Genomic DNA, 23,217 nt, shown 5'->3' with positions numbered 1-23,217 from the left:
GTCACGATCCGGTCGCGATCAGCTGGGACGACACTGGACCGACCGTTCCGCACGCTAACGTCCGGACATGTCCACGAGCCAAGGTCTGCCTGAACAGGCGAACAGCACCGCGGACGTCCGGGGGATCATCGCGAAGCGGGACCTGGTCGTCGACCTCATCCGGACGGCCTGCGTCGTCCTCGTCGTCATCGTGCACGTCACGATGGTCGGCGTCGCCGCCGATGACCAGGGGGTGCGGGTGACGAGCCCGCTGCAGGAACTCCCCTGGTACGTCGCCGCCACCTGGGTCGGACAGGTGATGCCGCTGTTCTTCGTGGTCGGCGGGTTCGCGAGTGCCGTCGGCTGGCGCAGCACCGTCGCCCGTGGTGCGCCGAGCCCCGCCCGCGACTACCTGGCCACCCGCCTGGTGCGGCTGTTCCGGCCCGCGGTGCCGCTGTTCGTGTTCCTCGCGCTCGGGCTCGGGGTCGCCACGGCCGCTGGGACGCCGCCGGAGCTGCTGGCCGAGGTCGCGTTCGGCATCGGTTCGCCGCTCTGGTTCCTCGCCGCCTACGGCATCACCCAGTGCTGCGTCCCCGTGATGATGCGCCTGCACGAGCGAGCACCGTGGGCCACCCTCGCCGTGCTGCTCGTGCTCGCCGGGGCGGTCGACGCCGTCCGCCTGGCCACCGGTGTCGCCGAGGTCGGGCTGCTCAACCTCGGCCCGGTGTGGCTCTTCGCGCAGCAGCTCGGCTTCCTCTGGGCAGACGGCTGGTTCGCGCGCCGGTCGAAGGTGCTCCTGCTCGGCATCGCCGTCGCCGCGTACGCCGTGCTCGTGCCGATGACCTCGGTCGGGCTCTGGGCACCGGACATGCTGCAGGACCTCAACCCGCCGATGCTCCCGCTGGCGTTCCTGGCGATCGCGCAGGCCTGCCTGGTCCAGCTCGTGCACGCGCCGCTCACCCGGCTGATGCGCACGCGGGCCGCCCTCGGGGCCGTGTTCGTCCTCGGCCGCGACGGCATGACCATCTACCTGTGGCACCTGCCGCTGTTCATCGCACTGAACGGCATCGCCCTGCTCGTCGGGGTGCCGTTCCCGGCGCCGGGCTCCGGTCCGTGGTGGGCGTCGCGCATCGTCGCACTCGTGGTGGTGCTCGCCGTCGCGATCGGGGTGGCCCGGGCCCTGCGCTGGTTCGACCGGCCGCTCCCCCGGCTGCTGCCGTCGGCCGACCGTCCATCGTGGCCGGTCGTCGCGGTCGCCGCTCTCTGCACGATCGGCCCGGCGTTCCTCGTGATGCAGCTGCACCTGTCGTTCGGCGTCGCACTCGTCGGTGCCGTGGCCGTGCCGGTGGGCGTCTGGCTGCTGTCGCGGACCGTCCCGGCACCCGGGGTCGCCCGGATCTGAACCGGTTCTCACCGTCGCGGGGCCACGACGTACCCCCGGTGGCCGCCGGGCGGGCGGAGGATGGTTCCGGCGGCGCGAAGGACGAGTCCGCCTGATCCCCAGGAGGCTCCCACGCCGTCGACACCCGAGTTCTGGAGCACCTGGCGCTTCGACCCCCTGGCTGCGGTGCTCCTCGTCGTCGCCGCGGTCGCCTACGGCGGGTGGGTCGTCGGCGCGGCTCGACGGGGTGCCCGGTGGCCGTGGTGGCGCACGCTCGCCTTCGCCACGGCGCTCGTGCTGTTCGGCGTGCTGCAGTTCGGCATCGTCGGCGTCGACGACGAGCGGTTGCGCTGGGCGTTCGTCCTGCGGGCCGCCCTGCTCTTCTTCGCGGTCCCCACCTTCGCCGCGCTCGGTGCGCCCGTCGCACTGCTCCGGATCGGAGGCCCGGCTCGCCTCGCGCAGGTCGCCGACGCGGTCATGGGGTCACGTCCGGTGCGCCTGCTCGGCAACGCGATCGTCGCTCCGCTGGTCGCGCTCGCGCTGTTCGCCGTCCTGCTCACCCCGTTCTCGGCGGTGATCCGGGAGTCCCCCGCGTGGGCCGCCGTCATCACCGTGGCGGTGCCGGCACTCGGGTTCGGCCTGCTCGCACCACTGTCCGAGGTCGGCGTGCTCGTCTCGTCGACGTTCGCCACGGCCGAGTTCCTGCTCGCGTTCGTCGAGCTCGTCGTCGACGCGGTGCCCGGCATCGTGCTGCGGATCACGAACCACGTGCTCGACGGCTCCCTCGCGCCGGTGGTCGGGCGGGCCTGGTACCCGTCGCCCCTGCAGGACCAGCACCTGGCGGGCGACCTGCTGTGGTTCATCGCCGAGGTGGCGGACATCCCCGTGCTCGTCGCCCTGTTCATCCGGTGGCAGCGGACCGACCGCCGCGAGGCCCGGGCCGTCGACGCCCTGACCGACGAGCAGATGGACGAGCTCACCCGGGCGCACCTGCAGCGCCGCAGTTGACGGACGGGGTGCGCGTGGGGCGCACGCTGCGCAGCACTTCGTGAGCAGCAATGGTCGGGTGCCCGAAGGCGACCCGACCATTCCTGCTCACGAAGTGCGCTCGTGCCCTACTTCGACGGGGCCCCCGCGGGCTCGGCGTCGGGCTGCGTGGTGGCCGAGCCGGTCTGCTGCCACGCGACGGTCTGCTTCGGCTTCGCCAGGAACAGCGCCGCGACGATGGCCACGATCAGCACGATCGCCGGCAGGTAGAGCGACTCACCCATGGCCTTGGAGAACGGCTCGAGCAGGAAGCCCGGCAGCGCGCCGACCTGCTGCTCCGCGCCACCGGCAGTGGCTCCACCGGACGACGCCGGGAAGTTCGCGGTGATCCGGGCCTCCATCAGGGCGGCGATGCCGGCGGAACCGAGCACCGCACCGATCTGACGCGTGGTGTTGTAGACGCCCGAGCCGGCACCGGCCAGCTTCGGCGGCAGGTTGCGCGTCGCCGAGACGGACAGCGGTCCCCACATGCAGGCGTTGGCGAGACCGAGGAGCGCGCTCGGCAGGAGCACCCAGCCCCACTCGGCACCGCTCGACAGCAGGGCGCCGAACCAGAACAGGCCGACGGAGAAGCAGGCGAGCCCGAACGAGGCGACCCAGCGCGGGTTCCAGCGGTTCAGGTTCTTCCCGACGATCGGCGCGAGCGCGGCGGACAGCACGGCCTGCGGCACGAGGAGCAGTGCGGCCTGGGTCGGCGAGAAGCGCAGGACGTCCTGGGCCCACAGCATGATCGGCAGCGCGAACGAGGCGATCGCGACACCGACGGCCGTGATGGCGACGTTGGCCAGCGTGAAGTTGCGGTCCTTGAACAGGCCGAGCGGCAGCAGCGGCTCGCCCTTCTGCACGCCCTGCCAGACGACGAAGCCGGCCAGCACCACGAGACCGACGATGATGAGCGACCAAACCGAGATCGGGCCGGCGATGACGCCCCAGTCGTAGGTCTCGCCCTCCTGGATGCCGAAGACGAGCAGGAACAGGCCCGCTGCCGACAGGAAGATGCCGAGGTAGTCGAAGCGGTGTCCGTGCCGCTCGAACGACGGGACGAAGCGCTGCGCGAGCACGAACGCGACGACACCGACGGGCACGTTCACGAAGAAGATCCACTCCCAGCCGAAGCCGTCGACCAGCAGGCCGCCGACGATCGGGCCGACGAGCGACGCGACACCGGCGACGGCGCCCCAGAGGCCCATGGCCGCGCCGCGGTTCTGCGGCGGGAAGATGCGCGTGATGACCGACATGGTCTGCGGGCTCATCATCGCGGCGCCGAGACCCTGCACGACGCGGGCGACGATCAGCACCTCGATCGAGCCGGCCAGGCCGCACCACAGGCTGGCGAGCGTGAAGACCACGAGGCCGATCTGGTACATGACCTTCGGGCCGAAGCGGTCGCCGAGCCGGCCGGTGATGAGCAGCGGTACGGCGTAGGCGAGCAGGTAGGCGCTCGTCACCCAGATCACGGAGTTGATGTCCGCGTCGAGCTCCTGCGCGATGGTGGGGGTGGCGACCGACACGATGGTCGAGTCGACGAGGATCATGAAGAACCCGACGACGAGTGCCCACAGGGCAGGCCACGGCTTCTTCTCGGTCGTCCGCGGAGGCGTGACGGTGGTCATCGAGTGGTTTCCTTGCTGTTCGTGGTGGTGTCTGCGGACGCGACGGAGGCGTCCCAGGAGATGTGGCCGGCGGCGATCCGGTCGGCCGTGGCGGCGAGCCACTCGATCTGCGTCGTGAGCATGGCACGCACGTACGACACGTCGAGCCAGTACCGCTCGGGCAGGTCCTTTGCGCGGACGACCCCGAGGATCTCGTCCGCCTCGTCGCGCTGGGCCCGGAGTGCGACGGCCCGTGCCCGGAGTGCGGACTCGGCCTCGTCGACCGACAGGTTCTCGATCTCGGCGACGGCCAGGTGGAAGACGGGGTACTCCTCGGCCGGTTCGGCGATCAGCCGGACGAGCCCGTCGTGCAGGGCCGTCCACCCGTCGTCCGTGATGGCGTAGGTGGTGCGTTCCGGACGGTTGCCCGCCCGGTCGGTCCCGACGACCTCGGCGAGGCCGAGCTCCACCAGGCGGCCGACCTGGTGGTACAGGGTGCCGGGCCGGACCTTGACGTTCCGGCCGTCCCGTCGGTGCGTCATCGTCTGGAACATCTCGTAGGGATGCGTCGGCCCCTCGGCCAGGAGCCCGAGCGCGGCGAACGCGAGTGGCGTGAGCGACGGCACACGTGCCTCCAGTCCGCTTGTTCGTTGTTGACTATTCGAAGTGGAATATACGCGTTGGAACAGACATGAACAACCGCACAGCAAGGGCCGGTCTGGAGGCCCGTGGCCGTCCCGGCGTGACGCGCGCGCCCCGTAGACTGGTCGCGTCCCCCCACCCCTGAAGTGCTGGAGAGAACACGTGCCAACGATCGTCGTCGAGGTCATGCCCAAGGCCGAGATCCTCGACCCCCAGGGGAAGGCCGTGGGCAACGCCCTGGCCCGCCTCGGCAAGGCCGACCTGACCAACGTCCGCATCGGCAAGCGCTTCGAGGTGACCGTCGACGGCCCCGTCGACGACGCCAAGCTCGCCGAGGTCCGTGACATCGCAGCCGACGTCTTCTCGAACGCGGTCATCGAGGACGTCGTGTCCGTGACCGTCGAAGGCCAGTGACCCGGATGCGCATCGGCGTCATCACGTTCCCCGGCTCGCTCGACGACCGCGACGCCCAGCGCGCCGTCCGTCTCGCCGGTGCCGACCCCGTCGCCCTCTGGCACGGCGACCACGACCTGCAGGGCGTCGACGCCATCGTGCTGCCCGGTGGTTTCTCGTACGGCGACTACCTGCGTGCCGGCGCGATCGCCGCGAAGGCCCCGATCATGGCCGAGGTCATCGACGCCGCCGGCAAGGGCATGCCCGTGCTCGGCATCTGCAACGGGTTCCAGATGCTGGCCGAGGCCCGTCTGGTCCCCGGGGCACACACCCGCAACGCGCACCAGCAGTTCATCCGCCGCGACCAGAAGCTCCGCGTCGAGACCACCGCGACCGCCTGGACCTCCGGCTTCAGCGCCCAGCAGGAGATCACCATCCCGCTGAAGAACGCCGACGGCCGCTTCGTCGCGGACGCCGACACCATCAAGCGCATCGAGGACAACGGCCAGGTCGTGTTCCGCTACGTCGGCGTGAACCCGAACGGCTCCATCGACGACATCGCCGGCGTCTCGAACGAGCGCGGCAACGTCGTCGGCCTGATGCCGCACCCCGAGCACGCGACCGAGGCCGGCTTCGGCCCGGACACCCCCGCTGCGATGGCCTCGGGCACCGACGGCCTGACCTTCTTCACCTCCGTGATCGAGCACGCGCTCGTCAAGTGACAGGGAACAACGACACCGTGACGACACCCGTTCGCCCGAAGCCCGACACCGTGCAGGACGCGGCAGCCACCCCCGACAAGGAGCAGCCGTACGACGCGCTGGGCCTGAAGCCGGACGAGTACGCCCGCATCAAGGAGATCCTCGGCCGCCGCCCCACCTCGGGCGAGCTGGCGATGTACTCGGTGATGTGGAGCGAGCACTGCTCCTACAAGTCCTCGAAGAACTACCTCCGTCAGTTCGGCAAGAAGGTCACGCCGGAGATGACGAAGAACCTGATGGTCGGCATGGGCGAGAACGCCGGTGTCGTCGACGTCGGCAACGGCTGGGCGGTGACCTTCAAGGTCGAGTCGCACAACCACCCGTCCTACGTCGAGCCGTACCAGGGCGCGGCCACCGGTGTCGGCGGCATCGTCCGCGACATCATCTCGATGGGCGCCCGCCCCGTCGCCGTGATGGACCAGCTCCGCTTCGGCGCGATCGACCACGAGGACACCGCACGCGTCGTGCACGGCGTCGTCGGGGGCATCTCGTTCTACGGCAACTGCCTCGGCCTGCCGAACATCGGCGGCGAGACCTACTTCGACCCGGTGTACCAGGGCAACCCGCTGGTCAACGCCCTCGCGGTCGGCGTGCTCCGCCACGAGGACCTGCACCTGGCGAACGCCTCCGGTGCCGGCAACAAGGTCGTCCTGTTCGGTGCCCGCACCGGTGGCGACGGCATCGGCGGCGCGTCGATCCTGGCGTCCGACACCTTCACCGAGGGCGGCCCGACCAAGCGTCCGGCCGTGCAGGTCGGCGACCCCTTCGCCGAGAAGGTCCTGATCGAGTGCTGCCTCGAGCTGTTCCAGAAGGACCTGGTCGAGGGCATCCAGGACCTCGGCGCCGCAGGCATCTCCTGCGCCACCTCGGAGCTCGCGAGCAACGGTGACGGCGGCATGCACATCTCGCTCGACGACGTCCTGCTCCGCGACCCCACGCTCACCGCCGAAGAGATCCTGATGTCGGAGAGCCAGGAGCGCATGATGGCGGTCGTCCGCCCCGACAAGCTCGACGAGTTCCTGGCCGTCGTCGGCAAGTGGGAGGTCGAGACCAGCGTGCTGGGCGAGGTCACCGGCACCGGCCGGCTCGTCATCGACTGGCAGGGCCAGGAGATCGTGAACGTCGACCCGCGCACCGTCGCCGTCGACGGCCCGGTCTACGACCGCCCGGTCGCCTACCCGACCTGGATCGACGCGCTGCAGGCCGACACCGCTGCCTCGCTCGACCGCCCGGCCGACGGCCCCGCGCTGAAGGCACAGTTCCTCAGCCTGCTCGGTTCGCCGAACCTGGCGTCGAAGAACTGGGTCACGAACCAGTACGACACCTACGTGCTCGGCAACACCGCACTGTCCTTCCCCGACGACGGCGGCATGATCCGCGTCGACGAGGAAACCGGCCTCGGTGTCGCCATCGCCACCGACGCGAACGGCCGCTACTGCCAGCTCGACCCGAAGCAGGGTGCACGTCTGGCCCTGGCCGAGGCCTACCGCAACGTCGCCGTCACCGGTGCCGTCCCCGCCGCCGTCACCGACTGCCTGAACTTCGGCTCCCCCGAGAACCCCGAGGTCATGTGGCAGTTCTCCGAGGCGGTCGAGGGCCTGGCCGACGGCTGCATGGAGCTCGGCATCCCGGTCACCGGCGGCAACGTGTCGTTCTACAACCAGACCGGCTCGACCCCCATCCACCCGACGCCCGTCGTCGGCGTGCTCGGGATCATCGACGACGTCGCCAAGCGCGTGCCGTCCGGGTGGCAGGACGACGGCCACAACATCTACCTGCTCGGCACCACGAGCCTCGAGCTCGACGGCTCCGCGTGGGCCGGCACCGTGCACGGGCACCTGGGCGGGCGTCCGCCGGCGGTCGACCTCGAGCGCGAGAAGGCCCTCGCCGAGCTGCTGTACGCGGCGTCCGGCGAGCAGCTGCTCACCAGCGCGCACGACCTGGCGGACGGCGGCCTCGGCCAGTCCCTCGCCGAGTCGGTGCTCCGCTTCGGCATCGGCGCCCGCGTGGTCCTCGACGAGCTCGAGACCCGGGACGGCATCGACACCGCGACGGCGCTGTTCTCCGAGTCGACCGGTCGCGTCATCGTGACCGTCCGCCGCGAGGACGACGTGCGGTTCCAGGGCATGTGCGACGGTCGGGGCTTCCCGGTGCTGCGCATCGGCGTGACCGACGCGACGTCGAGCACGCTCGAGGTCCAGGGCGCGTTCGAGGCCACGGTCGACGAGCTGCGCGGCACCCACGCCGCGACGCTGCCGGCCCGCTTCGGCGACGTGATCGTCGAGGACGTCACCGAGGGGTACGTCGGCCGTGGGCCGCTCGACTCCGACGGTGCCTTCTCGCCGCGCACCGACTCCTAGGCCCGGGTCGCGGATGCCGATCGTCACCCTGCCCTTCGCCGAGCTCGTCGACCGCTTCGGCCCCGTGCCGGACGGCATCGAGCTGGACGTCTGGGACGTCGAGTCGCCGTACGGTCGCCCGGACGACGTCGCGATCACGTTCCTGCCGTTCTACTTCGAGGGGCGGCACCGCTGGCAGTTCGTGCACGACCTGCCCGAGCTCCAGCTCCTGCAGCTGCCGAGCGCCGGGTACGAGCACGCCGTCCCGCACGTGCCCGGTCACGCGCAGCTGGCGAACGGTCGCGGCATCCACGACGACGAGACCGCCGAGCTCGCGGTCGGCCTCGCGCTGACGTCGCTCCGTGAGATCTCGGCGTTCCAGGTCGACAGGGCCAACGGCGTCTGGGACGCCCGCGAGACCCGATCGCTCGCCGACCGCCGGGTGACCGTCGTCGGCTACGGGGCGATCGGGTCCGCGATCGCCGCCCGGTTCGAGGCGTTCCGCACCGAGGTGACCGTGGTCGCCCGGACCGCTCGCGAGCAGGACGGCCGGCACGTGCACGCGTTCGGCGAGCTGCCCGAGCTGGCCCCGACGACCGACGTCCTCGTGCTCATCGCGCCGCTCACCGCCGAGACCGAACGCCTGGTCGACGCGGAGTTGCTCGCGGCGCTGCCGGACGGCGCCCTCGTGGTGAACGTGGCGCGCGGCAAGGTCGTCGACACCGACGCCCTGGTCGCCGAGCTGCGGTCGGAGCGGCTGTTCGCAGCCCTCGACGTCACCGACCCGGAGCCCCTGCCCGCCGGACACCCGCTCTGGACGACGCCGAACACCGTGCTCACCCCGCACGTCGGCGGCAACACCGACCTGAGCGTGCCGCGGTCGATCGAGCTGATGCGCAAGCAGGTCGCCGCGCTGGCCGAGGGTCGCCCGTTCGAGAACCTGATCGAGTTCTAGCCGGACGGCCCCGGCGTCAGAGCGGGACGACGCAGGTCGGCGTGCCGACCGGGATCTGTGCGACGGCTTCGCCGGGCATGCCCTCGGCGTCGAGCGGCAGCACGGCGACGGCGTCGGACATCTGGTTCGCCACCAGGACGAACCCGGGCACGCGAGCGAAGTGCCGCGGCCAGACCCCACCGCAGGGCACCGACCCGACGACGGCGAGCCCGCCGTCACGCGCGTCGAGCACCACGAGCAGGTCGCGCCCGCGCACGGCCACGTACACGCGGCCGGCCTCGTCGACCTCGATGTGGCTGAGCAGCGACTCCCCCACCGCACCGTCGAACGTCGGCACGGCGGCGATCGTCACGAACGACCCGGAGTCGTCGCGGCGCAGGCGGTGGACACGCCCGTCGAGTTCACCGGCGACGAGCAGGTCACCGTCGATCCAGGCCATGTGCCTCGGGCCGGCGCCGGGGGTCACGTGGTGCACGCGGAGCGCCTCGATGGCGGGGACCCCGTCGGCCGACACCGTGACGCGGAACTCGTGCAGGGCATCGCCGCCGAGGTCGGCGACGAGCATCGTGCCGTCCGGGGTGGCGATCGACTGGTGGGCGTGCGGGCCGTCCTGGCGGTCGTCGTCAGGCCCCGTGGCGTCGGGCAGCACGGCGACCGCGACGGCCTCGTCCGGCACCGAGCGCTGGTCGGCGTCCCCGTGCAGCACCACACCGTCGCTGGCGGTCACCGACGCCGCGTGTGATTCGGCCGGGGCGAGGGAGACCGCCGTGACCGTGCCGGAGACGTAGTTCGTGACGACGAGCGCGCCCGAGGGGTCGACCCGCACGTGGCACGGGGCGTCCCCACCGGCGGGGGCGTCCCACAGGTGCTCGAGTGCGCCGCCCTGCAGCCGGAAGGCCGACACGGCGCCGTCGTTCGTCTCGGAGACCGCGTAGACCCGGTCAGCCGAGACCGCGAGGAACGAGGGGTCGTCGAGCACCGCGACGGTCCGGGGTGCCGGGACGGCTCCGACCGGCCCGGCGTCGACCAGCGAGATGCCCGTGGCGTTCCCGCCGCCGGTCGCCGTGTACGACCCGATGAGCAGCGACGGCAGCTCGGCGCTCATTCGTCGCGGCCCGCGATGCGCTCGTGGTGGTGGATGACCTCGGCGACGATGAAGTTGAGGAACTTCTCGGCGAAGGCGGGGTCGAGGTGGGAGTCGGCGGCGAGTGACCGGAGCCGTGCGACCTGGATCCGTTCGCGGTCCGGGTCGGCGGCGGGCATGCCCGACTCGGCCTTCAGGTGCCCCACGCGCTGCGTGTACTTGAAGCGTTCCGCGAGCATGTGGATCACGGCGGCGTCGATGTTGTCGATGCTCTGCCGGATGCTCCGCAGTTCGGCGACGGCGCTCGCGTCGGCCTCGGACAGGGTGACGTCGTCGTTCATGGTCCGAGCCTACTGGCGGACGTGCAGCGGAACCCGGCCCGCTGCTGCGAGAATGTGCACATGTCGGTCCTGCTGGTGATCTCGGGCGTCTGTGCGGTCCTCGCGGGCCTCATCCACGTGTACATCTTCTTCCTCGAATCGGTCATCTGGACCAGTCCGCAAGCGCGCCGGATCTTCGGCATCGCTTCCGAGACCGAAGCCGTGGCGACCCGCTCGCTCGCTTTCAACCAGGGCTTCTACAACCTGTTCCTGGCGATCGGGGCGATCCTCGGCGTCGTGCTCGTGCTGGCCGGCAACACCGTGAGCGGCTGGACCCTCGTGGTGTTCTCGACCGCGAGCATGCTCGGTGCCGCGGTGATCCTGATCGGCTCGGGTCGCAAGTACGTCAACTCCGCGTTCAAGCAGGGCACGCTCCCCCTGATCGCGCTGCTCTTCGCACTGCTGGGCTCCACCATCGGCGTCTAGCCCAGCTCCCCCTCCCCCGAACTGCGAAAGCGACAGGGTGCCACCGAACATCGGCGGCACCCTGTCGCTTTCGCGTGCAGGTCGAGACCTGCGCTAGCCGAGCTTCTCCTCGAACTGCGCCGGCAGCTTGTCGAGCGCCCACTCGATCGCAGCCGTGGTGCCCATCGAGAAGGCGGACGACACGTCCTTGTCGTCGAAGACGATCGAGTGTCCGGCCTCGACCGACGGCACCTTCTGGAACAGCTTGTTCGACGAGGCCTCCGACGCGTCGACGTAGATCGGCAGGATCAGCGTCAGGTCGGCGTCGAGCAGGTCGAGGTTCTCGTCGGACAGGTGCACGGAGAACTCCTTGCCGGCCTGCTCGTCGATGGCCTCCGGGATCTCGAAGCCGAGGTTCCGCATGAAGGTCGAACGGCTGTCGGTGGAGGCGTACGCCCCGAAGCCCTCGGAACTGTAGGCACCGACGACGGCCGTCTTGCCCTCGAAGTCCGGGTGCGCCTTGCGTGCTGCGGCGTAGGCGTCGTCGAGGCCGGAGAGCAGCTTCTTGCCCTCGGACTCCTTGCCCAGCGCCTTCGCGATCATGGTCGTCTGCTGCTCGGTCGACGCGAGGTAGTTCGCGCCGCCCTTCGGGATCGCCACGGTCGGCGCGATCGCGGAGAGCTTGTCGTACCGCTCCTTGTCGCCCGAGGACTTCACGTCGAGGATCACGTCGGGGTTCAGCTTGAGGATGTCCTCGTAGCTCGGCTCGAGCGTCTGGATGATCTTCGGGGACTTGTCGTACGCACCCTTGAGCCACGGACCGACACCGTCGCCGCCGAACGCGAGCCAGTCGCTCGCACCGACCGGCTGCACACCGAGCTCGAGCGCCGTCTCGGCGTCGCCCCACCCGAGCGCGACGACGCGCTTCGGTGCCGACTCGATGGTGGTGGTGCCGAGGCCGGTCGTGATCGAGACCGGGAACGCGGCGTCGGACGACCCCGACGACGCCGAGTCGGTCGAGGAGCCGGAGCCGGACGCGCAGCCGGCGAGGACGAGGGACGCTGCGACGACGGCGCCGGCTGCGGCGAGCACGCGTCGGAGACGCAAGGGAGAACGGTTCACGAAGGGTAGCCTAACCTAACGGGGTGCGCAGGAACACGGCTGGCTAGGCTTGGTGACCGTGGCGTTCACCGATCCAGGCCGCACGCACCTCGCGGTGCTCGGCTCCCCCATCGCGCACTCGCTCTCGCCCACGCTCCACGCTGCGGCCTACGATGCGCTCGACCTGCCTTTCACGTACGGGAGGCACGAGGTCGCGTCCGGCGAGCTCGCCGCGTTCGTCGCGGGGCTGGGTCCGGAATGGCGTGGGCTGAGCCTCACGATGCCGCTCAAGCGCGAGGTCCTGCCGCTGCTCGACCGCACCACCCCGCTCGTCGACGAGCTCGGGGTCGCCAACACGGTCGCGTTCCGCCACGAGGGCTCCACGATCGTCCGAGCCGGCGCGAACACCGACGTGCAGGGGCTCGTCCGCCCGGTCGAGGCACTCGGACACCTTCCCGGCGAGGCCACGATCCTGGGCGGCGGAGCCACCGCGGCGAGCGCCCTGACCGCTGCCGTCCGGCTCGGGGCGTCGCTCGTCCGGGTGTTCGTCCGCGACACCGCGAAGACCAGTGCGCTGGTCGACCTGGCCGTCCGGCTCGGTGTGACGCTCGAGGTGCACCCCCTGACCGAACTCGCCGGCACCCACCACGGATTCGTCCTCTCGACACTGCCGGGCGGTGCCGCGGATCCGCTCGAGTTCCGTCCGTCGGGGCCGGATGCCGTGCTGTTCGACGTCGCCTACGAACCGTGGCCCACCGTGGTCGCCAGCCGCTGGACCGACGCCGGGGGCCGCGTGCTGAACGGCCTCGACATGCTCACCGAGCAGGCGATCGGGCAGATCCGGTTCTTCCTGACCGGTGACGAGGACGAGCTGCTCCCCGACGAGGCCGGGGTCCGCCGGGCCATGCGCACCGCGGTCGGCCTCGCCGCCGTCATCACCACCTGAATCCAACCCAAGACCCGGACTCGCCGTCCATCCGTCAACGGATACCCCTCGCGCACCACGTGGGTCAGACTCGCGCCTTGGGGTGGTGCTTGGCGAGCAGGAACACCCCGGTGATGGCGATGCCCGCGGCGACCACGAAGCCCGCGACCGCGAACCACGGCGCCCCCGAGGCCTCGCCGAGCACGATCACGCCGATGCCGACCGCGACGATCGGGTCGATCACCGTCAACCCCGCGATCACGAGGTCGGCCGAGCCGCTCGAGTACGCGTTCTGCACGAAGTACCCGCCCAGCGACGCCGCCACGACCACCCCGACGATGGCGAGCACGGTCAGCCAGTCGAAGGTGCCGTTCACGAACCGGTTCAGCACCACCTTGGCCAGCGTCGCCACGAACCCGTAGAGCACCCCCGCCCCGACGATGTAGTAGAGCGCACTGCGGTGCTTGGCGACCAGACGGAAGGACACCAGCACGAGCACCAGCACGACGGCCAGGATCACCAGCACGGTGACGAGCTGCTGGCGGGTGATCGCGCTCTCGTGCCCGACGAACGCGGCGATTCCGACGAAGATGCCGACACCGATGATGCACGTCCACACGGCCCGCCGGGCACGGCGACCGAGCGGCACACCGGACGACCGCGACGAGAACCGCGTCGTGATGACGAGGGCGACGGCACCCAGCGGCTGCACGACGATCAGGGGCGCGAACGTGATGCTGATGAGCTGGAGCACCACGGCAATGCCGAGCATGAGCGTGCCGAGCACCCAGTAGCCACTCGAGACGAGCCCGACGACGTGCCGGACGCTCAGCCCCTTCGACTGCCGACCGAGACGCGCCTCGACCCGCTGCACCCCGCGGCTCTGGAACTGCGCCCCGAGCGACAGGAACACCGCACCGATCAGCGCCACCGGGATCATCAGCCCAGCGAGCGCGCTCGCGCCCATCAGAGGCCAGACTCGATCGGCGGATCCGGGAGCGGTCGGTGAAGCACCAAGTCAGCCGCCCCTTCACCAACGCGTTACTTGTGGGCGCCAGTGCTGAAACTCTACCGGTCGTATGCGATACAGAAAGTCAGCTGCGGATGAGTCTGAGGGGCCTGGCGTTGACGATCAGGCGACCACGCCGTCCACGTAGAACCATCGTCCCTGCTCGCGGACGAAGTCGCTCGTCTCCTCGAGCGTGCCGCGCTCGTCGTCGGAACGCCACCACGCGCGGAACGTGACGGTGCCGTGGGAGTCGAACGGGCCTCCCGAGGTGGTCGCCAGCACGTCCAACCGGGTCCAGCGCTGGGACGGGTCCAACTCGAGACCCGCCGGGCGGGTGCGCGGGTGCCAGGTGAGCAGCAGGTACTCCGGCAGGCCCAGCGCGAAGGCGCTGAAGCGGGAGCGCATGAGCCGTTCCGCGGTCGGCGCCACGGCCCCGGCGTGCAGGGGGCCGCAGCACTCGCCGTAGGGGTTGCCGCTCAGGCAGGGGCAGCGCGTCGTGTCGGTGACCACCGGCCGAACGCTAGTCGACGATGGACAGCGTGACGGTGATGTTGCCGCGGGTCGCGTTCGAGTACGGGCAGATCTCGTGTGCACGCTCGGCCAGTCGCTGGCGCTGCTCCTGCGGGGCGTTCGGGGCGTAGACGTCGAGCTCCACGGCGAGGCCGAAGGCGCCGTTGCCGGTGCCGCCGATGCCGACCTCGGCGGAGACCTCGGCGCCGGTGGTGTCGACCTCGAGCTCCTTGCCGGCGGCGTGCAGGGCTCCGAGGAAGCACGCGGCGTACCCGGCGGCGAAGAGCTGCTCGGGGTTGGTGCCCTCGCCGCTGCCGCCCATCTCCTTGGGCGGACGGGTGTCAAGGTCGAGCCGGTCGTCCTCGCTGCGGACGTGTCCGTCGCGGCCGCCTCCGGTGGCGTGGGCAGCGGCGGTGTAGACGATGTCGAGACTCATGGTCCGAGGTCACCGTGCTCGCCTGGACGAATCCTGAGCGGCAGCATCACGTCGCGGGTGCGGCGGCTCCGGGCCCGCAGCGCTCGGGCGTGTCCGGGTGGGGGCTGCGGGTGCGAGGGCGTCGCTTGGTGAGCAGAAGACGTCGGGTCCCCCGCCCGCACCCGACATCTTCTGCTCACGAACGCGAGCGTCCGGGCACCCCGCACCACCACCGGGTAGACATGATGAGTGTTCAAGATCGGGTGGCAGGTGTTCCGGGAGCGGTTCCCCGCACTCATCGGGCCGCAGTACCGCCGTCGTGTCGTGGTCGTCGCCACCGTCGTCACGGTGGTCGCGTTCATCGGGTTCCAGGGGCTGGCGCTGCTCGTCGACGACGGTTCGGTCCCCCTCGCGGTGTGGCTGGTCGCATCGGCGCTGTTCGCGGCCGGGGTCGGTGGCATCGTTTCGTGCTTCGTCCCGATCGGCCCGAAGGGGTGGGCGGTCCCGCCGATCCCCGGCATCGGATGGCGCACACAGGAGGCCGTCGCCCGGTACTACCGCCGCAATCCGCCTCCGGTCGAGCCGGAACACCGCGACGCCGTCCTCGACCGCATGCCCGAGGCCCGCGACCTGATCGTCCGCGGCGCGTTCCGGGGCTTCCTGATGCTCGGCGGCTCGGCCCTGGCACTCGTCGGGATCGTGGTGGTCAACGTCGCCACCGTGCCGGCCGGCGACGGGCTCGTCGGGCTGTCCGCCTTCTGGTTCGTCGTGCCCCTGAGCGGCGCCGTCACCGCGATCGGAGGACTGCGCACCCTCGGCCGCCAGGAGCAGCTCCGCATCGAGGCCGGAGCGCTCCCGCCGGTCCCTCCGCCCCTACCACCGCGCGGCCGTCCCGGCGCACGGAGCGGCAGCAAGCTCGCCCTGCCGGAGGAGTGACCCGTGTTCACGCTCGGCTGGCAGGTCTTCCGCCGGCACGTCACGGACGTGCTGGATCCGGCACGCGTCCGTCGTGCCGCCCTGTGGTCCGGCATCGCGGCGGTCGTCGCGCTGGTCGGCATGGCCGTCCTGGAGGCCCGGGTCGACTGGACGGGGACCACTCCGGTCCGCAGCGTGGTCGCGATGGTGCTGCTGGCGCTCGGCGTCGGACTGCTCACCTTCGCGTGCATCCCGACGTGGCGGCCGCCGGACCCTTCGACCACGATCAACGGTCGGCAGGTGCGGCCCTCGTGGCAGCTCGCCGCGCGGGGTGCCACGCAGCTCTACGTGCAGCGTCGTCCGGTGCCGGTCCTGCCGGAGCACCGCGAGATCGTCCGCACCGACACCGTCCTGCTGCGGCGGGGGCTGATCGGCACGCTCGCCCGCATCGCACCGTTGCTCGGTTCGGCTCTCGTTGCCGTCCTCGGGGCGTTCGTCCTCGGGCTCGCCACCTGGTTCCACGTGCTCTGGATCGCGGTCTACGCAACCGGGCTGTCGGAGTACGTCGTCAAACTCGGCCGCTCCGAACGAGCCCGCCTGGCCGCCGAGTCCCTCGACCCCGCACCCGCACCCGCACCCGAGACCCCCGCACGCCCCACTTCGTGAGCAGAAGCGGTCGAATCGCCGTCGGGCACTCGACCATTCCTGCTCACGAAGCGTGAACGGCGCACCCCGACGCGCACCACTGTCGGCGGCGACGGGCACACTGGGCGCATGTGTGGAAGGTTCGTCGTCTCCGACACCACGGCCGATCTGTTGCCCGAGCTCATGGGCGAGCTCGCCGCCCGGACCGAGCACGTCGACGAGGACACCGGCGAGGTGCACCCCGGCCTCGCCCCGAGCTGGAACGTCGCCCCGACCGACCCCGTGTACGCCGTGCGCCAGCGGCACGGCGAACGCGAGCTGCCGCAGATCAGCTGGGGCTTCGTGCCGAGCTGGGCGAAGGACTTCCAGAAGCAGCGCCCGAAGCCGATCAACGCCCGCATCGAGACCGTCGCGACGAGCGGCATGTTCAAGCGGGCCTTCGCCACGAACCGCTGCATCGTCCCGGCGCAGGGGTACTACGAGTGGGTGGTGCGCGAGGACGGCAAGGAACCCCACTTCGTGCACGAACCCGGCGGCGCCCTGGCGATGGCCGGCGTCGTGAGCGCCTGGCCCGACCCGACGAAGCCCGAGGGCGACCCGGACAAGTGGCGGCTGTCGCTCGCGATCATCACCCGTGACGCCCACGTCGCCCCGGGCGAGGTCCACGACCGCATGCCGGCGTTCCTGACGCCCGACGGTTACGACGACTGGCTCGGCGGCGACCTCCGCTCGGACGACCTGCTCGCCCTGCTCGACCACGAGTCGCTGGCGGTGGCCGCGGGCCTGGAGCAGTACGAGGTCTCCCGCACGGTGAACAGCGTGCGGAACGACGGACCGCAGCTCATCGCGCCCGTCGCGTAGGCGGTCGCGCCCCGCGCGGACAGGAGGCCCGGATCACCGCAGCGGGTCTGCTGCGGTGATCCGGGCCTCCAGTCCGGTGCCCTGTTACGGACGTGCGCTGCGGCGGATGCCCGGCGCGACGCGGACCGCGATCCGTCGTCGGGTCACCAGGAGCACGCCCGCCAGCATGAGCGCGAGTGCCGCGAGCCCGAGGCCGACCAGCCCGGTCACGCCCGTGAAGGCGAGCTCGGTGCCGTGGACGATCGCGGCGAGCCCGGTCGGGAACCGGACCGTGACGGTCGCGCTGACCGTCTGTCCCGCGCTGTCGGTGACCTCGTAACCGACGAAGGTGGTTCCGGTGAAGCCTTCCTGCGGGGTGAAGACGACCCGGCCGTCGCGGATGGTCCAGGTGCCCTGGTCGGCGACGACCACACGGTCGGTCGGCGTGCCGGACTCCGGGTGCAGCAGGTGCAGCGTGCCCCGCTCGAACGTCGCGCCACCGGAGGCGGAGTCGTTGTCGAGCGGATCCACGACGACCCGGTGTCCGACGATCCCGGTGGCGGAGTCGTCGGTGGCGACCGCCGCGGCGACCACGGTCATGGTCGCGGTGGCGGTGGCCGTCTGCCCCGAGGTGTCCGTCACCGTGTAGGTGAAGGCGTCCGTGCCGGTGAAGCCGGCGGCCGGGGTGTAGACGTACGCGCCGTTCCGCTGGATCGTGACGGTGCCGTGGGCGGGCTTCCGGGCCGGGGCGGCGGTGAGGCCGGTGCCCTGGTCGTCGGCGAGCAGGCCGTGGCGGGCGTCACGGGTGACGGGCGTGCCGGACACGGTGTGCCCGGAGTCGTCCGCTGCGGCGATGCCGACCGTGATCGTGACGGTGGCGTCGACCTGCTGCTCCATCGAGTCCTGCGCACGGTACGTGACGGTGTCGGTGCCCGAGAAGCCCTTCGCCGGGGTGTAGACGAACGTGCCGTCGGCGGCGATGGAGGCCTTGCCGTGACGGGCCTGACCCACCGCGACGACCGTCAGGGCGTCGCCGTGGTCGTTGCCGAGCACGCCGTGGCCGGCGACCCGGACCGTCTTGCCGGCCGTGGTCGTCGCCTTGTCGTCCTTCGCGGACGGGGCGACGTCGATGATGACGCGCGCGAACGCCGCGGTGCCGTCGGCGTCGTTGGCCGAGTAGGTGAACCAGTCACGACCGGACCAGTTCGACGTGGGCGTGTAGACGTACGAGCCGTCCTTCTCGAGCGACAGCGTTCCGTTGAACGGCTTCGTCTCCATGGCGGCCCAGAGCCCCCGACCGGAGTCACCGACCAGCACGCCCTTGTCGGCGGCCATACGCATGCTGCGGTTCGTCGACATGGTGTGCCAGTGGTCGATCGCGGCGACGCCGACGACGACCGTGACCGTCGCGTTCGAGGTCCGTCCGGCACCGTCGGTCACCGTGTACTCGAACGTGTCCGCGCCGGAGAAGCCCTTCGCCGGGGTGTAGACGAGCGAGCCGGGCTCGGTGCCCTCGGTCACGGTGCCGTGCTCGGCGCGGCCGTGCGCGGTGACGGCGAGGCCGGTGCCGCGGTCGTTGCCGGTCAGGGTCGCGCCGCTGATCGGCAGCGCGGTGTTCGCCGCGGTGCGCAGGGCGTCGGCGACCGCGGTCGGCGTGACGGTCACGGTGGCGGTCGCCGTCGCGGTGCCGCCGGTCGGGTCGGTCACCGTGTAGGTGAACGTGTCCGTGCCGGAGAACCCGCCGGCGGGCGTGTACGTGACCGAGCTCGCACCTGCCGGGCCGCCGGTTGCGCCGCCGGTTCCGCCGGCCGTCGTGCTGCCGGTGATCGTCGTGGTGCCGTGGCCGGGCTTCGAGACCGCGGTGACGGCGAGCTTCGTGCCCGAGTCGTTGCCGGTGACGGCGACGTCGACCGGGGTCGCGGCGCTCGTCGTCGCGGTGTCCGCGGCGGCCTTCGGGGCGACGACGATCGTCACGGTGCCCGTGGTCGTCCCGCCGGAGCCGTCGGTCACCGTGTAGTCGAACTCGTCCGGGCCGGAGTAACCCGGCTCGGGCTTGTACGTGTACGAGCCGTCCTCGTCGACCGTGACCTCGCCGTGCGAGGGCTTCGTGTGGTCGGTGACCGCCAGGTCGGTGCCCTTCGCACCGTCGAGCAGTCCGGTGCCGGCCGGCACGGTGGTGGTGGCGTCGGCTTCGGCCGAGGTCGACCCGCCACCGGCGACCGGGGTGACGGTGACCGTCACGGTGCCGGTGTTCGTGGCGCCCGACGGGTCCGTCACCGTGTAGGTGACGGTGTCCGTGCCGGAGAAGCCGTCCTTCGGCGTGTACGTGATCGTGCCGTCGTCGTTGCGGGTCGCGGTGCCGTTCTTGCCGTCCGTGACGGACACGACGGTCAGGCCGGTGCCGTGGTCGTTGCCCGTCAGGGCGCCGGAGGTGACCGTGGTGCTGCCGCCCGCCGCGACCGTGATGGTGTCGGGCTCCGTGCCGGGGCGGACCGTGACCGTCACGGTGCCGGTGGTGGTGCGGCCGGCAGGGTCCGTCGCCGTGTAGGTGAAGGTGTCCGTGCCCGAGAAGCCGTCCTTCGGCGTGTACGTGTACGAGCCGTTCGCGGCGAGCTCGACCGTGCCGTGTGCGGGCTGCTGGTCGACGGCGGCGGTCAGGCCGGTGCCGCGGTCGTTCGCGAGCACGCCGTCGCCCTTCGCGACGGTCAGCGTCGAGCCGGCCGTGGCGGTGGCGGTGTCGGCCGTGGCGCGGGGGCCGACGACGACCGTGACCGTGCCGGTCGTGGAGCGGCCTGCTCCGTCGACCACCGTGTAGGTGAAGGTGTCCGTGCCCGAGAAGCCGTCGGCCGGGGTGTAGACGACGCGGCCGGTGGCACGGTCGAGGGTGACGGTGCCGCGGGCGGCGCCGGTCTCGCCGGTGCCGGTGCCGGTGCCGGCGCCGGTCTCGCCGGTGCTGTTGCCGGTGCCGGTGCCGCTGCCGGCGGCCCCGCCTGCGCTCACGTCGGTGACGGTCAGCCCCGTGCCCCGGTCGTTGCCGGTCAGGGTGGCGGCGTCGAGGCTCAGCGGCTGATCGGCCCGGGTCGACACCGTGTCGGCCGTCGCGACGGGTCGCACGGTGATCGTGGCGGTCGCCGCACCGGTGGTGACACCGCTGCCGTCGGTCACCGTGTAGGTGAACGAGTCGGTGCCGGACGCTCCGGCGGTCGGCGTGTACTCGACCGAGCCGTCCGCTGCGACGACGGCCGTGCCGTGGGACGGGCCGGTGACGATCGTGGTCTCGAGGTCCGAGCCACGGTCGTTGGCCTGCACGTCGATCGTCACCGGGGTGCCGGAGTCCGTCGACGCGGCGTCGGCACCGATGGTCGGGTTGACCGTGATGGTGACGGTCGCGGTGCTCGGCGAGCCGGAGCCGTCGACCGCCGTGTACGTGAACGCGTCCGGGCCGGAGTACCCCTCGGCCGGCGTGTACGTGAAGGTGCCGGTGGCCTTGTCGAGCGTCAGCGCACCGTGCGAGGGGGACGTGTTCGACGCCACGGTGAGCCCGGTGCCGGAGTCGTTGCCGAGCACGCCGGTCGCCCGGGTGCTGGCGGTGGCGGTGCCGCCCGCGGCGACCTTGACGGTGTCGTCCTGCGCGGCCGGGGCGACCTGCACGGTGACCGTGACGGTGTCGGTCCCGCCGCTGCCGTCGGTCACGGTGTACGTGAAGGAGTCGGTGCCGGAGAACCCGGCGGCCGGGGTGTACGAGTACGAGCCGTCCGGACGCACCGTCGCCGAGCCGTGGGCGGGAGTGCTGTTGCCCGTGACCGTCAGGCCGGTGCCCAGGTCGTTGTCGAGCACGTTGCCGGTCGTCGGCGAGCCGGCTGTCGCGGTGGCGGCGTCGGCCGTCGCGGTCGGCAGGACGGTGAGTCGCACCGTCGCGGTGACGGTCGCGCCGGAGCCGTCCTTCGCCGTGTACGTGAACGCGTCCGGGCCGGAGTAGCCCTTGTCGGCGCCGTAGGAGAACGACCCGTCGGGGCCGATCTTCACCAGACCGTGCGACGGCTGACCGTTGCCGGTGAGGGTCAGGTCCGACCCGCGGTCGTTCGTCAGGACGCCCTCCGCGGCGTTCACCGTGAGCACGGTGCCCGCGTGCACGCTGTACGCGTCGTCGGAGCCCTTCGGTGCGACGGTGACGGTCACGGTGCTGGTCGAGGTCTGCCCCGACGAGTCCTTCGCCGTGTACTGGAACGTGTCCGAGCCGGAGAACCCACCGGCCGGGGTGTAAGTGTACGAGCCGTCGGCGGCGACCGTGGCGGTGCCGTGTGCCGGCGTGGTGTTCGAGACCACGGACAGGCCGGTCCCCTGGTCGTTCGCGAGCACGCCCGATGATGCGGGCACCGACAGCGCCGTGCCCGTGGGGGTCGTGGCGGTGTCGCTGCTGGTGGTGACGTGCGTGGCCTTCAGCGTGTTCGTGAAGGTGACCAGGACGTCCGTGCCGTCCGCGGTGGTGGCTGCCGGGAACGTGAAGGTCCCCGTGGTGCCGGTGCCGCTGGCGACGACCGCGTCGCTGTTCAGGTTCACGGCCTTCCACGTGGTCGTGTAGTTCGACGGGTCGGTGGTGCCCACCGCCGTCTGGCGGGCCGTGTAGGTCTTGTTCGGAGTCGACAGGACCGCGCCCGCCTTCTGGGGCTGGGTGCCGGCAGCCGTGCCGTTGGTGGTGGCCGTGTTGCCCGTCGAGACGCCGCCGCCGGTCACCGCCAGACCGAACTGGTCGGACGGACTCCACCGCTGGTCGACGCTCGACTGCGCCGCCAGGGTGTTGGCGTAGTTGCAGGACGCCAGGTCGCTCGGTGCGTAGCCGTTCGCGATCGTGAACGTGCTGACCTGCGCGCCCGAACCCGGATCGATCTTGTACATGGTGGAGCCGACCGAGGCGAACAGGTAGCCGTCGGACGAGAACGCGATGCCGGGGCTGCCGCTCGTGCTCGCGTCGATCGGAAGGGTCGCGACCTTCGAGGTGGTCAGAGCCGTGGTGCCCGCGGTCGTCGGGACCGTCTCGGTGTCGACGCGACGGATCTCGTTGCCGGTGACGACGAACAGCAGCCCGCGGGTGCTGAACGCCATGTCACCGTTCTTGTTGGTGAGCAGGTTGCCGATGGTGCCGACCTGGCCGATCTTCGCGCCGGTCTTCGTGTCGTACGCACCGAGGTACGCGGGGTTCGCGCCGCTCGCGTAGTAGTAGATGCCGGTCGCCGGGTTGATCGCACCGCGGAGCAGCTGGTGGCTGCCGTTCGGGTCCGCGGCGGTCACGTCGGCGATCCGGGCATCGTTCACCGCGTCGTACCCGGTGATCGTGTTGCCGTTGTTGATCGACGCGTACGCGGCGACACCGTTGCGGGCGACCGCGAGGGCGTTGTCGCCCGGCGCCATGCTCGTGACGTTCGTGACGGCACCGGTGGTGGCGTCGATGGCGGCGAGCTGGTTCGCGGCGGTGTTGATGCCGTACAGGGTGTTCTGGTCGCAGGACAACGCGCCGGCTGCGGCGGCGGGGTCGGCCACGACGGCCTGGGTCAGACCGACGCCGGCGAGGAGCGCGGCGCCGAGCATGGCGACGGCGCGCAGGCCGGGACGGCTTCTGGGCACAGCGGTGCCCGGGTTCGTACGCTGCATGATCACTTTCGGGTCGAGACGATGCGGGCACCGAGACCGACCGGAGGATCAGGGAGAACGGTCGTTGGCGCCAGGTTGATCCTGGCAGTTCCTCGTGTTCGGATGGGGACAATCAGGGTCCCCAATAGGGGGGACCACTCGTTCAGGGGGTACGCGGCGGTCCGGCACGTCTCGGTCCGCCGTCGCGGTCCCATCGCGCCCCGGGCGCACGGAGGAACCCCCGCCGGCAGGCCGGCGGGGGTTCGAGGAT

20 protein-coding genes are annotated in these 23,217 nt (G+C 71.3%); 11 read left to right on the top strand and 9 right to left on the bottom strand.

Annotated features, from left to right (window positions below):
• The first annotated feature begins 67 nt into the window (after positions 1–67).
• Both DEI96_RS03205 and DEI96_RS03200 read left to right on the top strand, forming a co-directional pair.
• Entirely contained in the window at positions 68–1,381 is a 1,314-nt protein-coding gene (locus tag DEI96_RS03205; protein WP_111024247.1) for an acyltransferase family protein, read from the top strand.
• Positions 1,382–1,546: 165 nt separating this feature from the next.
• Entirely contained in the window at positions 1,547–2,368 is an 822-nt protein-coding gene (locus DEI96_RS03200; protein WP_258372908.1) for a cytochrome c oxidase assembly protein, read from the top strand.
• A gap of 107 nt (positions 2,369–2,475) precedes the next feature.
• On the opposite strand, the gene DEI96_RS03195 is transcribed toward DEI96_RS03200, so the two are convergent.
• Both DEI96_RS03195 and DEI96_RS03190 read right to left on the bottom strand, forming a co-directional pair.
• Positions 2,476–4,020 carry a DHA2 family efflux MFS transporter permease subunit gene (locus DEI96_RS03195; protein WP_111024249.1) on the bottom strand — a complete coding sequence of 515 codons (1,545 nt, stop codon included), beginning with the start codon at positions 4,018–4,020 and terminating at the stop codon, positions 2,476–2,478.
• Positions 4,017–4,625: a PadR family transcriptional regulator gene (locus DEI96_RS03190; RefSeq protein ID WP_051596619.1), complete on the bottom strand. Its 609-nt coding sequence runs from the start codon at positions 4,623–4,625 to the stop codon at positions 4,017–4,019. Before DEI96_RS03190 ends, DEI96_RS03195 begins: the two co-directional genes overlap by 4 nt.
• Positions 4,626–4,803: 178 nt before the next feature.
• Here DEI96_RS03190 and purS point away from each other — a divergent pair, with 178 nt between their 5' ends.
• The 4 genes from purS to DEI96_RS03170 are packed head-to-tail and all read left to right on the top strand — an operon-like array spanning position 4,804 to position 9,089.
• Positions 4,804–5,055: a phosphoribosylformylglycinamidine synthase subunit PurS gene (purS, locus tag DEI96_RS03185; RefSeq protein ID WP_017886272.1), complete on the top strand. Its 252-nt coding sequence runs from the start codon at positions 4,804–4,806 to the stop codon at positions 5,053–5,055.
• 5 nt (positions 5,056–5,060) lie between these two features.
• A complete protein-coding gene (gene purQ / locus DEI96_RS03180) occupies positions 5,061–5,756 on the top strand; it encodes a phosphoribosylformylglycinamidine synthase subunit PurQ (protein ID WP_027465024.1) in 696 nt (231 codons plus the stop codon).
• A gap of 17 nt (positions 5,757–5,773) precedes the next feature.
• Positions 5,774–8,155 (top strand): phosphoribosylformylglycinamidine synthase subunit PurL, encoded by a 2,382-nt coding sequence (gene purL, locus DEI96_RS03175; RefSeq protein ID WP_258372909.1) that lies wholly within the window; start codon positions 5,774–5,776, stop codon positions 8,153–8,155.
• A gap of 13 nt (positions 8,156–8,168) precedes the next feature.
• Complete coding sequence (locus DEI96_RS03170) at positions 8,169–9,089, top strand: 2-hydroxyacid dehydrogenase (RefSeq protein WP_111024251.1); 921 nt, start codon at positions 8,169–8,171, stop codon at positions 9,087–9,089.
• A gap of 16 nt (positions 9,090–9,105) precedes the next feature.
• Here DEI96_RS03170 and DEI96_RS03165 read toward each other — a convergent pair whose 3' ends face one another.
• Positions 9,106–10,194 (bottom strand): lactonase family protein, encoded by a 1,089-nt coding sequence (locus DEI96_RS03165; protein ID WP_111024252.1) that lies wholly within the window; start codon positions 10,192–10,194, stop codon positions 9,106–9,108.
• Positions 10,191–10,514: a chorismate mutase gene (locus tag DEI96_RS03160; RefSeq protein ID WP_111024253.1), complete on the bottom strand. Its 324-nt coding sequence runs from the start codon at positions 10,512–10,514 to the stop codon at positions 10,191–10,193. The genes DEI96_RS03165 and DEI96_RS03160 overlap by 4 nt, the downstream gene beginning before the upstream one ends.
• Positions 10,515–10,574: 60 nt before the next feature.
• Here DEI96_RS03160 and DEI96_RS03155 point away from each other — a divergent pair, with 60 nt between their 5' ends.
• The gene (locus DEI96_RS03155) at positions 10,575–10,979 is read left to right on the top strand and encodes a DUF1304 domain-containing protein (RefSeq protein ID WP_111024254.1); all 405 of its coding nucleotides are present in this window, start codon (positions 10,575–10,577) and stop codon (positions 10,977–10,979) included.
• Positions 10,980–11,072: 93 nt separating this feature from the next.
• Here DEI96_RS03155 and DEI96_RS03150 read toward each other — a convergent pair whose 3' ends face one another.
• Entirely contained in the window at positions 11,073–12,080 is a 1,008-nt protein-coding gene (locus DEI96_RS03150) for an iron-siderophore ABC transporter substrate-binding protein (protein WP_244993369.1), read from the bottom strand.
• A 58-nt stretch (positions 12,081–12,138) separates the two neighbouring features.
• Here DEI96_RS03150 and DEI96_RS03145 point away from each other — a divergent pair, with 58 nt between their 5' ends.
• Complete coding sequence (locus DEI96_RS03145) at positions 12,139–13,005, top strand: shikimate dehydrogenase family protein (protein WP_111024286.1); 867 nt, start codon at positions 12,139–12,141, stop codon at positions 13,003–13,005.
• A gap of 64 nt (positions 13,006–13,069) precedes the next feature.
• Here the strand turns inward: DEI96_RS03145 and DEI96_RS03140 are convergent, their stop codons facing one another.
• The 3 genes from DEI96_RS03140 to DEI96_RS03130 all read right to left on the bottom strand — a co-directional run bounded on the left by DEI96_RS03140 (position 13,070) and on the right by DEI96_RS03130 (position 14,939).
• Positions 13,070–13,951: a DMT family transporter gene (locus DEI96_RS03140; RefSeq protein WP_111024256.1), complete on the bottom strand. Its 882-nt coding sequence runs from the start codon at positions 13,949–13,951 to the stop codon at positions 13,070–13,072.
• Between the two features lie 165 nt (positions 13,952–14,116).
• Complete coding sequence (locus DEI96_RS03135; RefSeq protein ID WP_111024257.1) at positions 14,117–14,503, bottom strand: YchJ family protein; 387 nt, start codon at positions 14,501–14,503, stop codon at positions 14,117–14,119.
• Between the two features lie 10 nt (positions 14,504–14,513).
• Entirely contained in the window at positions 14,514–14,939 is a 426-nt protein-coding gene (locus tag DEI96_RS03130) for an organic hydroperoxide resistance protein (protein WP_027465016.1), read from the bottom strand.
• 228 nt (positions 14,940–15,167) lie between these two features.
• On the opposite strand from DEI96_RS03130, the gene DEI96_RS03125 reads away from it, so the two are divergent.
• The 3 genes from DEI96_RS03125 to DEI96_RS03115 all read left to right on the top strand — a co-directional run bounded on the left by DEI96_RS03125 (position 15,168) and on the right by DEI96_RS03115 (position 17,339).
• The gene (locus DEI96_RS03125; protein WP_111024258.1) at positions 15,168–15,854 is read left to right on the top strand and encodes a hypothetical protein; all 687 of its coding nucleotides are present in this window, start codon (positions 15,168–15,170) and stop codon (positions 15,852–15,854) included.
• 3 nt (positions 15,855–15,857) lie between these two features.
• The gene (locus DEI96_RS03120) at positions 15,858–16,499 is read left to right on the top strand and encodes a hypothetical protein (protein ID WP_111024259.1); all 642 of its coding nucleotides are present in this window, start codon (positions 15,858–15,860) and stop codon (positions 16,497–16,499) included.
• 108 nt (positions 16,500–16,607) lie between these two features.
• Complete coding sequence (locus tag DEI96_RS03115; protein ID WP_111024260.1) at positions 16,608–17,339, top strand: SOS response-associated peptidase; 732 nt, start codon at positions 16,608–16,610, stop codon at positions 17,337–17,339.
• Between the two features lie 84 nt (positions 17,340–17,423).
• Here the strand turns inward: DEI96_RS03115 and DEI96_RS03110 are convergent, their stop codons facing one another.
• Entirely contained in the window at positions 17,424–22,967 is a 5,544-nt protein-coding gene (locus tag DEI96_RS03110; protein ID WP_284183626.1) for an Ig-like domain-containing protein, read from the bottom strand.
• Between the last annotated feature and the right edge of the window lie 250 nt (positions 22,968–23,217).

It is taken from the genome of Curtobacterium sp. MCLR17_031, assembly GCF_003234775.2.
GTDB classification, from domain to species: Bacteria; Actinomycetota; Actinomycetes; order Actinomycetales; family Microbacteriaceae; genus Curtobacterium; species Curtobacterium flaccumfaciens.
Note: the sequence above shows the minus strand (reverse complement) of the source record. Positions and strands in the feature narration are given on the sequence as shown.

Bases quoted from the DNA above. Each gene is read 5' to 3' on its own strand.
- DEI96_RS03205 (WP_111024247.1), top strand. From the start codon at position 68: ATGTCCACGAGCCAAGGTCTGCCTGAACAGGCGAACAGCACCGCGGAC.
- DEI96_RS03195 (WP_111024249.1), bottom strand. From the start codon at position 4,020: ATGACCACCGTCACGCCTCCGCGGACGACCGAGAAGAAGCCGTGGCCT.
- purQ (WP_027465024.1), top strand. From the start codon at position 5,061: ATGCGCATCGGCGTCATCACGTTCCCCGGCTCGCTCGACGACCGCGAC.
- DEI96_RS03170 (WP_111024251.1), top strand. From the start codon at position 8,169: ATGCCGATCGTCACCCTGCCCTTCGCCGAGCTCGTCGACCGCTTCGGC.
- DEI96_RS03165 (WP_111024252.1), bottom strand. From the start codon at position 10,194: ATGAGCGCCGAGCTGCCGTCGCTGCTCATCGGGTCGTACACGGCGACC.
- DEI96_RS03160 (WP_111024253.1), bottom strand. From the start codon at position 10,514: ATGAACGACGACGTCACCCTGTCCGAGGCCGACGCGAGCGCCGTCGCC.
- DEI96_RS03155 (WP_111024254.1), top strand. From the start codon at position 10,575: ATGTCGGTCCTGCTGGTGATCTCGGGCGTCTGTGCGGTCCTCGCGGGC.
- DEI96_RS03140 (WP_111024256.1), bottom strand. From the start codon at position 13,951: ATGGGCGCGAGCGCGCTCGCTGGGCTGATGATCCCGGTGGCGCTGATC.
- DEI96_RS03130 (WP_027465016.1), bottom strand. From the start codon at position 14,939: ATGAGTCTCGACATCGTCTACACCGCCGCTGCCCACGCCACCGGAGGC.
- DEI96_RS03115 (WP_111024260.1), top strand. From the start codon at position 16,608: ATGTGTGGAAGGTTCGTCGTCTCCGACACCACGGCCGATCTGTTGCCC.
- DEI96_RS03110 (WP_284183626.1), bottom strand. From the start codon at position 22,967: ATGCAGCGTACGAACCCGGGCACCGCTGTGCCCAGAAGCCGTCCCGGC.